The 9,994-nt window shown below is 62.4% G+C and carries 9 protein-coding genes; 2 read left to right on the top strand and 7 right to left on the bottom strand.

The features are described from left to right. Window positions 1–276 precede the first annotated feature (276 nt). From AADA04_RS12885 to AADA04_RS12865, 5 genes are all read right to left on the bottom strand, one after another. Window positions 277–756 carry a hypothetical protein gene (locus tag AADA04_RS12885; RefSeq protein WP_340693677.1) on the bottom strand — a complete coding sequence of 160 codons (480 nt, stop codon included), beginning with the start codon at window positions 754–756 and terminating at the stop codon, window positions 277–279. 752 nt (window positions 757–1,508) lie between these two features. Beyond that, window positions 1,509–2,789, bottom strand: coding sequence for an alanine racemase (locus AADA04_RS12880; protein ID WP_340693676.1), 1,281 nt, complete (start codon window positions 2,787–2,789; stop codon window positions 1,509–1,511). Next, window positions 2,782–4,212 (bottom strand): D-arabinono-1,4-lactone oxidase, encoded by a 1,431-nt coding sequence (locus AADA04_RS12875; protein ID WP_340693675.1) that lies wholly within the window; start codon window positions 4,210–4,212, stop codon window positions 2,782–2,784. Before AADA04_RS12875 ends, AADA04_RS12880 begins: the two co-directional genes overlap by 8 nt. A gap of 107 nt (window positions 4,213–4,319) precedes the next feature. Then, window positions 4,320–5,141: a ferredoxin--NADP reductase gene (locus AADA04_RS12870; protein ID WP_340693674.1), complete on the bottom strand. Its 822-nt coding sequence runs from the start codon at window positions 5,139–5,141 to the stop codon at window positions 4,320–4,322. Window positions 5,142–5,230: 89 nt separating this feature from the next. Beyond that, window positions 5,231–5,800 carry a rhodanese-like domain-containing protein gene (locus AADA04_RS12865; RefSeq protein ID WP_340693673.1) on the bottom strand — a complete coding sequence of 190 codons (570 nt, stop codon included), beginning with the start codon at window positions 5,798–5,800 and terminating at the stop codon, window positions 5,231–5,233. Between the two features lie 250 nt (window positions 5,801–6,050). On the opposite strand from AADA04_RS12865, the gene AADA04_RS12860 reads away from it, so the two are divergent. Then, window positions 6,051–6,812, top strand: coding sequence for an isoprenylcysteine carboxylmethyltransferase family protein (locus AADA04_RS12860; protein WP_340693672.1), 762 nt, complete (start codon window positions 6,051–6,053; stop codon window positions 6,810–6,812). A 10-nt stretch (window positions 6,813–6,822) separates the two neighbouring features. Here the strand turns inward: AADA04_RS12860 and AADA04_RS12855 are convergent, their stop codons facing one another. After that, window positions 6,823–7,410 (bottom strand): thymidine kinase, encoded by a 588-nt coding sequence (locus AADA04_RS12855; protein ID WP_340693671.1) that lies wholly within the window; start codon window positions 7,408–7,410, stop codon window positions 6,823–6,825. A 137-nt stretch (window positions 7,411–7,547) separates the two neighbouring features. After that, window positions 7,548–9,377 carry a gamma-glutamyltransferase gene (gene ggt, locus AADA04_RS12850; RefSeq protein WP_340693670.1) on the bottom strand — a complete coding sequence of 610 codons (1,830 nt, stop codon included), beginning with the start codon at window positions 9,375–9,377 and terminating at the stop codon, window positions 7,548–7,550. Between the two features lie 75 nt (window positions 9,378–9,452). Between ggt and AADA04_RS12845 the strand changes: the two genes are divergently transcribed. After that, the coding region (locus AADA04_RS12845) for a P1 family peptidase (RefSeq protein ID WP_340693669.1) at window positions 9,453–9,994 on the top strand (542 nt) is incomplete at its 3' end.

Here is a 9,994-nt window from a genome sequence, read left to right as displayed (position 1 = left end):
ACCGGCCGCAACGTCGCGCCGCGTGCCGGAAACCGAGCGCGAGGCCTTGCGCGACATCCACAATGAAGCCTCCCTCCAGATCGCGCTGCTGGATTCGTCCTGACGCGCCGCCTTGTCCTCCCCCGTTCACGGGGGAGGTGCCCCGAAGGGGCGGAGGGGGCGCAAGGCCTCCCATATCCTCTAGGTCTGGCCGCCAGACGCCCAGCCGCCTCCTCCGCAAGCCGGGGGAGGGCAGACGTGCTTCAGGCCACGAAAGCAGGCTGGCCTATGACGCTGCTAGGACGGTCCGTTACAGGTCTGCGTGCTGCGCTGGACGCCGATCTGGCCGACCTTGCCGGTGGCATTGTCCACTTCGAAATAGATGTTGCCATAATCGTAGACGGTGACTTTATCGCGGGTCACAACGCATTTCGGCTTGCCATAGGTCCCGCGCGCAAAGATCTGCTCCGAGCCCATCGACACGCCCCGGTCCGTGAAGAAGCGCGGATCGTGCGCAATGATCCAGTAGACCGTGTCATCTGCGGCCACGGTCAGCCCGTCAAATGTGTAGGAGGTGGCATTTGTATGCGCGATCGGGATGGTCCGGCTCGGCTTTCCCTGCAGCGACAGCAGGCTGGACAATGACATGCCCAGCTCGACATTGCTGACCCGCTGGCCGGGCACGATCTGGTTGTCCTTGAGGTCAGGCGGTGCACTGACACACGCGCCAAGCGCCAGGAAAAATGCTGCGGAAATAACTCTACTGCCCACTTTCATGGAGGGGCCTCCGTGTATTCATAAGAACTGTACAATGACGATCAGATCGCCGCATCCTCGACCATTTTCCAAGGCAGCAAATACAGAAGACCGTCACAACACATCGAAATCCAACACAATTTTCCGTAATGTAAGCAATCGCGAAGCAGCGTTCGTTTACGGTACACCTTGATAGCGGTGTACTGGGTGGCGCGGAACCTCGAACGTGCGGATTTAACGAACGCTGTGAGCGAGCAGGTGATCTTGGCTCAAAGCCGGACATTCAAACTGGCGGTCACAATGGACATGTACTCGCCAATGAGGGGCGGTCGACGAAATACGGGTGATTCTGGTGGTGTCAGTTACCAGCGATCGAAACCTGGAGCGTCGTTAGCCTTCACGGATGGCGTAGGGAAATATGAGCAAAGAATAGCTGTGATGACTGATGCAGCTCGCGATTTCATGGTTGTCGCCGTTTGCTGACTTACAGAATGTCTTTGTTGAGTGAGCATGAGGTGATTTTCATTTCCAGGTAATGAGAGTGCGTGGTGAGGACGCGTTCCGTTTCACACCTTCAAAGTAGGCACATTCGTCAAAATGAGAACGCCCATTCACCCCACTGCAGGCATGCATAACTGCATGATGCGGGTTTATGATTATTCATATTTGACTGAAAGAGAGGCGTAACATCGCCTGAATGCCCCATTCCCGAGCGGTCGTCGAAAAGGCTCCCCGCCACACTCGGCAAGATGAGAGCGCCTCTCCCGCACCCCTCACGCCGAATAATCAAACACCGGCCACCGCTCCACAATCGCGCCGTCCTCATAGACGGCAATGTCGCCAAATTGCAGGAACACAGCCTCGCTCTGGTGCGGGCGCAGGAAGACGAACTCGTCCGGGCTGATCTCCAGCTCTGGCCCGCCATTCAGCATTTCCTGGTTCGACGACCGCCCGAACGTCTTGTTGTATTCCAGCCCCGGTGGATCGACCGGGTCGGCTAGCCAGTTGCCGCCATAGATGAACACGGTCTTCGTGGCGTGCGGGTGCCACGCCCGCGTCGCCCCGTCGGCAAGGTCGAGGCCCGGCATGTGCGTCACCGGCAGCGACTTGATCACCGGCGTCGCGATGAAGCTGGCCGGCACATGCGGCTCCAGCAATTCGGTATCGAAATGCGTCGGCTTGACCAGGCACGAGCCTGCCGAGACCTCGCTGGCAATCTCCGTATCCTGATAGGTCCTATAGGTCGGGCTGCCCGCCGCATTGCGCGTGATGCCCGCCATCACGTCCGCCCCGAACGCCTCGCCTGCCTGAACCAGTGCGTCGGCATATGTCTTGCGCACGCCCGCCATCGCCCGGTCGCGCCAGCCCATGGCGGTCGGCAGCGACGGGATATGCGGATCATATCCCATGAAGCCAGCAAAGCTCAGCCGCGGGTGCGCTTTGATCGCGGCCAGCATCGCGCCCAGCACCTCGCCCGGCACAACGCCGCCCCGGTGCAGGCCGACGTCCAGCTCCACGTTCAGCGCCAGGTCCCGTCCGAATTCATCTGCCAGCGCCGCATATTGTGCCACGCGTTCGGGCGTATCGACCAGCCACTGCACATTGTCCGCCGCGCCTGACACCTCGAGCGGCAGCTGTTCGAAGTATTGCCGCGCCGCAACCACGGGCAGGGGCTTGCCCAGCAGCTGGCTCGCCTCCGGCATCGCCTGCGAAATCTCCAGCAGCATGGGCAGGTTGAACGTCATCAGCCGGTCTGTGCCCGTCCGCTTGCGGATATGGTCGATCAGGCCCAGCGAGGGCAGGGACTTCGCCACGATCCGGTATCCCATGCCCGGCGGCAGGAAGCCTTTCAGCGTGTCGATATTCGCGTTCAGCCGCGCCCGGTCCACGACCATGGTCGGCATCGCGATTCCGGCCGCGATCAGCGCCTTCTGCACGTCGAGGAAATAGGCATCGCGCGGCCCGCTCTTGTCTCCGGGTTTCATCATCAGCGCGGTTACTCCAGCTAGGGCGGCGCCGCCCAGGATCAGGTTACGACGGGAAAATTCAAGCATCGAACGGCTCCCCGAACAGTTTGGCAAGGTGCGGGTTCAGGAACTTGCCCGCCGGGTCCATCTCGCGGCGCAGGGCCATGAAGTCCCCGAATTTCGGATACAGGGCGGCGAGTTCATCCCGTCCCAGCGAATGGTGCTTGCCCCAGTGCGGGCGCCCGCCATTGGCGCGGTGCAGGGGTTCGATATCGGAGAAGAAATAATCATACGGCTCGTCCACTGCGGCGTGGATCGCGATCGACATGCGCGGCCCGTCATTGAACGGGCTCAGCCAGGCATCGTCCGGCGCGATGAAGCGCACTTCCATCGGGAAGAACACGTCCTTGCGCTGTTCGAGTTTCGCGATCACTTCGCGCAGGCCCTTCAGACCGTTGGCGCGGGGCAGATGGTATTCCATCTCGTTGAACTTGATCGGCCGCGTCGTCGCCAGCAGCTTGTAGGAATTGTCGCTGACATCCTCGACCACGCCCTTGGGCAGGGCCGCGCCGATGATCTTGCGCCGCAGCCAGGGTGACCAGCCGACCGTGTTGCGCAGGGCTCTCAGCTCTTCCAGCGTGGAATCATCCTCGGTCTCGCCCTTGCCCGTGATCGGGCCCTCGTGCAGGTCGTGGCTGATCCCGGCGGCATAACCGGTGTGCGGGAAATAGTAGAATTCGAAATTGCGGTGCTGCTGGGCCAGTTCCTCGGCCCGCTCCATCAGCGTCTCGATCCGCTCGACCCAGACTGTCCGGTGCAGGTTGAACGCGGGCACCGTGCGCAGCGTGTATTGCGTCATCACGCCCAGCGCGCCGAGCGACACGCGCCCCGCTGCAAACAGGTCAGGATGGCTCTGAGGCGTCACGTCCAGCACGTCGCCACTGGCCGTCACCATCCGGAAGCCCAGGATATGGTCATGCAGCGCCGTCAGCGTTTCGCCGGTACCATGCGTCGCCGTGGAGAAGGAGCCTGCCAGTGTCTGCACGTCAATATCCGGCAGGTTCGGCAGCGCCCGGCCGACGCCGGCCAGTTCGGTTGCCATCTGGAACAGGCGTGTGCCCGCGCCGAACACGGCCACGCCGGTCTCCGCATCGATTGATTTCAGGCCGGTCAGGCGGCTGACATCCACCATCATGCCTTCGCTCGGCACGAGGCCGGAAAAGGAATGCCCGCTGCCGAACGGGCGCACCCGGCCATTGGTGCCGGCAATCAGGGCGCTGAGCTCATCCTCGCTGACGGGCAGGTTGATCGCCTGCGGTGTCGCGCGCTCCACGCCGGACCAGTTCATCCAGCTTTCCTCGCCCGCAGGCGCGTCCGGATAGTCGGGACTATAGTCAGGTCGCGTGAAGTCGCGTCCGCCCCATGTCAGGTGTCGTCCGGTTGGGATGGCCACGCCACCCGCCACAACCGCGCCGCCTGCCAGCAGCATCGTCCTGCGTGAAACCGCCATACCGTCTCCCCTCGTTTTGAAGGCGAGTGGACACGGGGCAGGCGGGCCATGTCAATACATGACGTCGGTGTCAGGTTTTATGGAACGGGCGCGATAGCGAACGCAGGTCAGCCCGCAAAGGCCTTCTCGATCACGAATTCGGCTGGCGCGGCGTTCGAGCCTTCGGTCAGGCCGTTGGCAATCATCAGCGCTTTCACGTCCTGGATCATTTCCATCGAGCCGCAGATCATCGCCCGGTCGGTCTCGGGGTTCAGTTTCGGCACGCCGAGATCCGCAAACAGTTTCCCGGATTCAATCAAGGTCGTGATGCGGCCCATGCAGTCGGACGGCTCGCGCGTCGTGCTCGTATACAGGCGCAGCTTGCCCTCGACCATTTCGCCAACCAGCGGATCATTGACCAGGTCGTTCACGAGATCGCGGGAATAGGTCAGCTCGTCCACGTCGCGGCAGGTGTGCGTCACGATCACTTCGTCATAGCGCTCATAGGTCTCCGGATCGCGCACGAGGCTGGCGAACGGCGCAAAGCCGGTGCCGGTGGAGAACATGTAGAGCCGCTTGCCGGGGGTCAGCGCATCCAGCACCAGCGTGCCGGTCGGCTTCTTGCCCAGCAGGACCTTGTCGCCCGGCTGGATCGATTGCAGGCGCGATGTCAGCGGGCCGTCAGGCACCTTGATCGAATAGAATTCCAGTTCCTCGTCCCAGGCCGGTGACGCGATGGAATAGGCGCGCAGCAGCGGCTTGCCGTCTTCCTTGGGCAGGCCGATCATCACGAATTCGCCGGTGCGGAAGCGAAAGCTCTGGGGGCGCGTGATGCGGAAGCGGAACAGCCGGTCGGTATAATGCTCGACGCTGAGGACGGTTTCCTCGGTCGGCGCGTTCGGGTTCACTTTCGGCGCGGCAGCAGTAGCTGCGGATGCATTGGCGGTCATGGGCGAGCCTCTTCACGGGGTCTGCTATTCAGGTACAGCGCCGCAAATGAAGCCTCGCACCCGCAAAAGCAAGGTAGCAGATGGGCAGTTTAGTTTTCCTGAACGGTCGCAGAGGCCGCCATTTCGGGCCAGTCGGACACCCAGTGAATGTCGGCATCCCTGATCGAATGGGCATCTTTCAGCTCATGGATATTCTCATATCCATAGCCGTAAAGATTGATGAATGTCGGCACATTCAGGGCCAGCTGGATGCGTTTCACCATCACCGGGGCAACATTGTCGGTAAAATTATTGTTGCAATAGATCAGGATGCGCGTGGACTTGTCGCCCAGCACCTTGGCCAGCTTGTCGTCCGTGAAGTCGGAGAAGTTGAGGTTAACCGCGCCCTCGATATGGCCCATGTGGAAGGCTTCGGAACTGCGCGTATCCAGAAGGATCGTGCCAGGCTCGGCTTTCATCGCATTGAACGTATCCAGGTCGACAAGCCGCGTCTGGCGATAGGCGGCAAGTTCCCCGCTCAGGCCGACAAATCCGTCATAGTCGATGAACGCGTCTGGTACGGTATCGGCGTCCTGCGCCTCGGCGCTGGCCAGCAGGCCGCAGCCGATAAAGGCAGCAATTGTGATGATTCCCAGAATCGCATTCCGCTTCGCGCCCACGGGAAGTCTCCTTCTTGTTTCCCTGTATTGTGAATCCTCGCGCGCAATTACGGCAGGAATGGGGAGGAAGCAGGGGCATTGCGTGAGGTGTTGCGGCCCGGCATCGACCACAGGACTTGTAATCAGAACTGCGTTGCTTCAGAACGTGAAGCACTCTGCTTCAATCCGTGAACTACCAAATTCCTCCCTTGAATGAGATGCCACGTGCATCGCCGGAATGTCCGGCTGCAAACAAACAGGGAGACTACCGATGGTTCGGTTCATCACCATGCTCTACAGCCTCGTCTGCTATGCCATTGGCGTGGCGGCACTTGTCGGCCTCATCCTTTTCGTGGCGGACATGTTCCTGCCCGTCACGCTCAATACCGCCTCGGCCTTCGCGCCGCATCTGACGGGTCCGGTGGCGATCGCCTGGAATGTTGCGCTCATCGCACTGTGGGGCGCGCAGCACACATTCATGGCCAGCCCCGGTTTCAAGGCATGGTGGACGCAATACATGCCGGCCGCCATTGAGCGCAGCACGTATCTCGTGTTCGTCGCGATCATGACTGCGATCCTTGTCCTGTTCTGGGTGCCCATCCCCGGCACGCTTTGGGATATATCCGGCACAATGCCCGGCAACATTGTCCTCGGCGTCTATTTTCTGGGCTGGGTCGTGGTCCTGATCTCCACATTCCTGATCAACCATTTCCACCTGTTCGGTCTGCAACAGGCTTGGCAGCAGGTTGACCGCACGCAATCGAAGGATGTCACGTTCCGTACACCGCTGTTCTACAAGCTGGTGCGTCACCCGATGATGACCGGCGTGCTGATCTCGCTCTGGGCCATTCCGGAACTGACAATCAGCCGTCTCGTCTTCACGCTGGCCATGACAGCCTATGTTCTGGTCGGCATCTATTTCGAGGAGAAGACACTGGTTGCGGACCTTGGCGAGGAATACGACGCCTACCGGCGCACGACCCCCGGCCTCATCCCCGGCATGCCCGTCACAGGCAGGGCGGCCAGCGCCTAGCATACCCGCCTCAGCCCACTGGGAAGCGGCCCATACGCTCTTCCCAGTGGCGCCGGCACAGCGACAGGTACGTCGTTTTCTCGATCGACACCTGGTCGCCCTCCGTCAGCGCCTTGCCGTCCGGGCCGAGGCGCACGACCATGGTGGCCTTGCTGCCGCATTCGCAGATCGTGCGGATCTCGCGCAGATTGTCGGCAATCGCCAGCAGCGCGGAAGACCCCTCGAACAGCTCGCCCTGGAAATCGGTCCGCAAGCCATAGGCCAGCACCGGCACGTGCAGATAGTCCGTCACCCGCGCCAGCTGCCAGACCTGTTCCTTGGTCAGGAATTGCGCCTCGTCGACAAAGATCGCGTCGAGCCGCCCCTTGGCCATGACGTCCTGTACAAGGGCGAACAGGTCGACCGTGTCGGAATAGAGCGTCGCCTCGGAACTGATCCCGATCCGCGAGGAAATGTGCCCGTCACTATCCTCGCGATAAAGCGCCGAGGTTAGCAATAGCACGTCCATGCCCCGCTCACGGTAATTGTGCGCCGCCTGCAGCAGGATCGTCGACTTGCCGGCATTCATCGCCGCATACGAGAAATAGAGCTTGGCCATGGTTCACCGCAGTAGGTTTCGTCCGAAGCGCTCATCCTGAGCGAAGTCGAAGGATGGGGGCGGGCAGGGAAGTTCGGGTCGCACGGGGCTCGTCCTTCGACTTCGCTCAGGATGAGCCCCAGAAAAACCAGGCCCGCCTATTCCAGCTTCTTCGCCACGCCTTCGCGGCGCGGATCGGCAGCGCCTTCAAGGCCATTGTCACGCACCACGATGACGTGCAGCCCGGAATTCTCGCCGGTGCGCTCTTCGACCGTGTAGCCCATCTGGCGCAGTGTCTCGGCCTTCTCGGGCCCACCAGCCCGGTCGACCTCGACGCCCACCGTATCACCGCGTGCGATAATGTTCGGCAGGTCGACAGATTCCTGCGCCGTCAGGCCCCATTCGAGAACGCCGACAAGCGTCTTGGCGACATAGGCGATGATCGAATTGCCACCCGGCGAACCGGTCACCATGAACAGGTCGCCGCCTTCATCGAACACGATTGTCGGCGACATCGAACTGCGCGGACGCTTGCCGGCGGCTGGCGCGTTCGCCACGGGCTGGCCGCCCGCGGTCGGTGCGCGCGAGAAGTCGGTCAGCTGGTTGTTCAGCAGGAAGCCGTGCGTCATGCGCGACGAGCCAAAGGCGGCCTCCACGGTCGCTGTCATCGACACGGCATTGCCGTCCGTATCCACGATCGAGATATGCGTCGTGCCCGGCGCGTGCTCGGTCTTGTCCTGGCCCCACATGCCGATCATCGGATCGCGGCCAAGGGCAACGCCCGGATCGCCCGGCGTCGCATGGCCGTCCGGCGCGAAGGCCTGGGTCGCACGCACTTTCAGGTAATCCGGATTGATCAGGTCGGCGGTTGGCACGGTCACCTTGTCCGCATCGGCAACATAATAGTCGCGGTCGGCATAGGCGAGGCGCTGGGCGTCGACGAATATCCGGAGGAAATAGTCTTCCGACACACGCATGTTCGGGCCGGGCTTCATCTGGTCATACAGGCCCATGATTTCGTTCTGCGCGATCCCGCCGGAGCTGGGTGGCGGCGCCGAACAAATCTTGTAGCCGGTCGGCAGCGTGCCGCAGACGGCAGGCCGTGTCTTCACCGTATAGTTCGAGAGGTCTTCCAGCGTCATCACGCCGCCATACGGCTCGGCATTCGCCGCCGCGACGATTCCGTCGGCGATCTCACCTTTGTAGAAGGCGCTCGGCCCCTCAGCGGCAATCGCCCTCAGCGTGGTGGCATAGTCCGGATTCTTGCGCACGTATCCCACCGGCAGGGGGGTGCCGTCCGGATAGAAATAGGCGGCTGTGACCGGGTTGTCATCAAGATTGATGAAACTGCGCAGCCGCTCGGATGCGAGGGCCTCATGCAGCTTCTGCCCGACCTTGAAGCCGTCTTCCGCGAGCCTGATGGCGGGCGCAAAATTCGCGGCCCAGTCGCCGGTGCCGGCGGCGTCATGCGCGGCCTTGTAGAGTGCGACCTGACCCGGCACGCCGACAGAGTGGCCCGACTGCCAGGCTTCGATGAAGCCCATCACTTCGCCGTCCTTGATGAAATAGTCCGCTGTCGCGGCGGCTGGCGCAACTTCGCGGCCGTCGAACACGGTGATCTCGTCCTTGGCGCGGTCATAATAGACCATGAAGGCGCCGCCCCCGAGGCCGGAGCTTTCCGGTTCGACAAGGCCCAGCACGGCATGGACGGCGATCGCGGCATCGATGGCATTGCCACCGTTGCGCATCACTTCCAGCCCGGCATCGACCGCCATCGGGTTGGCCGCAGCGACCATCGCGCCCTTGGTCCAGCTCAGGTCGCCCAGTGGCGGGCTCAGCGCGTCAGCGGTCTCGGCTGCCTTGCGGGCGACCTCCGCCGTGGATGTCACATTATCTTTGGCCGGCGCGCAGGCGGCCAGCGCAAGGCCGGCAAGGGCAAGGCATGGCAGTGCCACGGAACGGGCGGGAGTGCGAAAACGAGGAAACATGAATAACCCTTTGCTTGGCGCGGTGTCCGGCTGACCTTATGAGATGGGTGCAGGAATGAAAAGACAAAGGCAGACATGATGGCCAAACCCGGTGCGAAGAACCTGATAACGGACGTCCCGGGCATCAAGGTCGGGCAGTCAGAGGATGTGTCCGTGCGCACGGGTGCCACGGTGATCCTGCCCGATGAGCCGGTTGTGGCGGCTGTCTGCGTCGCCGGTGGTGGCCCCGGAACGCGCGAGACAGACCTGCTGGCCGGCGGCACACTGGTCGATGCCGTGGACGCGATCGTCCTCGCCGGGGGTAGCGCGTTCGGCCTCGCCGCCGCCGATGGCGTGGCGGCGGGCCTCAAGAAAGCCGGGCGCGGCTTCAGCCTGATCGACCTGCCCAGCGTGCCGAAATCGCCCATCGTGCCTGCCGCCATCCTGTATGATCTCGCCAATGGCGGCAACAAGGACTGGGGCGATGTCTCTCCCTATGCCGCGCTCGGCCGCAAGGCCTATGACGCGGTCTCCGGCACGTTCACCTTGGGCCGGGCAGGGGCGGGCTTCGGCGCCGCCGCGAGGGCGCCAATCGTGATCTTGTCTTTCGTCACGATGCTGGCCGAGCCCGTGCCGCC

Source organism: Hyphomonas sp. (assembly GCF_037969335.1).
Taxonomy (GTDB): domain Bacteria; phylum Pseudomonadota; class Alphaproteobacteria; order Caulobacterales; family Hyphomonadaceae; genus Hyphomonas.
Note: the sequence above shows the minus strand (reverse complement) of the source record. Positions and strands in the feature narration are given on the sequence as shown.

Coding starts and splice junctions, on each gene's coding strand:
- AADA04_RS12885 (WP_340693677.1), bottom strand. CDS start 756: ATGAAAGTGGGCAGTAGAGTTATTTCCGCAGCATTTTTCCTGGCGCTT.
- AADA04_RS12880 (WP_340693676.1), bottom strand. CDS start 2,789: ATGCTTGAATTTTCCCGTCGTAACCTGATCCTGGGCGGCGCCGCCCTA.
- AADA04_RS12875 (WP_340693675.1), bottom strand. CDS start 4,212: ATGGCGGTTTCACGCAGGACGATGCTGCTGGCAGGCGGCGCGGTTGTG.
- AADA04_RS12870 (WP_340693674.1), bottom strand. CDS start 5,141: ATGACCGCCAATGCATCCGCAGCTACTGCTGCCGCGCCGAAAGTGAAC.
- AADA04_RS12860 (WP_340693672.1), top strand. CDS start 6,051: ATGGTTCGGTTCATCACCATGCTCTACAGCCTCGTCTGCTATGCCATT.
- AADA04_RS12855 (WP_340693671.1), bottom strand. CDS start 7,410: ATGGCCAAGCTCTATTTCTCGTATGCGGCGATGAATGCCGGCAAGTCG.
- ggt (WP_340693670.1), bottom strand. CDS start 9,377: ATGTTTCCTCGTTTTCGCACTCCCGCCCGTTCCGTGGCACTGCCATGC.